Origin of the sequence: Streptomyces odontomachicola (assembly GCF_039605595.1) — a bacterium.
Classification (GTDB): Bacteria; Actinomycetota; Actinomycetes; order Streptomycetales; family Streptomycetaceae; genus Streptomyces.
This window is the reverse complement of sequence record NZ_JBCFOK010000045.1, coordinates 1-344: the sequence shown is the minus strand read 5'-3', so window position 1 is coordinate 344 and position 344 is coordinate 1. Positions and strand designations below refer to the sequence as shown.

The window sequence follows — 344 nt, the reverse complement described above, 5'->3', positions numbered from 1 at the left end:
ATCACCAGCCGTGGCCCCCCTTCTCCCGAAGTTACGGGGGCATTTTGCCGAGTTCCTTAACCATAGTTCACCCGAACGCCTCGGTATTCTCTACCAGACCACCTGAGTCGGTTTAGGGTACGGGCCGCCACACACCTCGCTAGAGGCTTTTCTCGACAGCATAGGATCATCCACTTCACCACAAACGGCTCGGCATCAGGTCTCACCCACCATGAGAGACGGATTTGCCTATCTCTCGGGCTACACCCTTACCCCGGGACAACCACCGCCCGGGATGGACTACCTTCCTGCGTCACCCCATCACTCACCTACTACCGGATCGGGCCGGCGGCTCCACCACACCC

General features: G+C 59.6%; 1 rRNA gene. It reads right to left on the bottom strand.

Annotated elements, in window-relative coordinates:
• Positions 1 to 344 (bottom strand): 23S ribosomal RNA (locus tag ABEE00_RS35715); the annotation flags it as partial.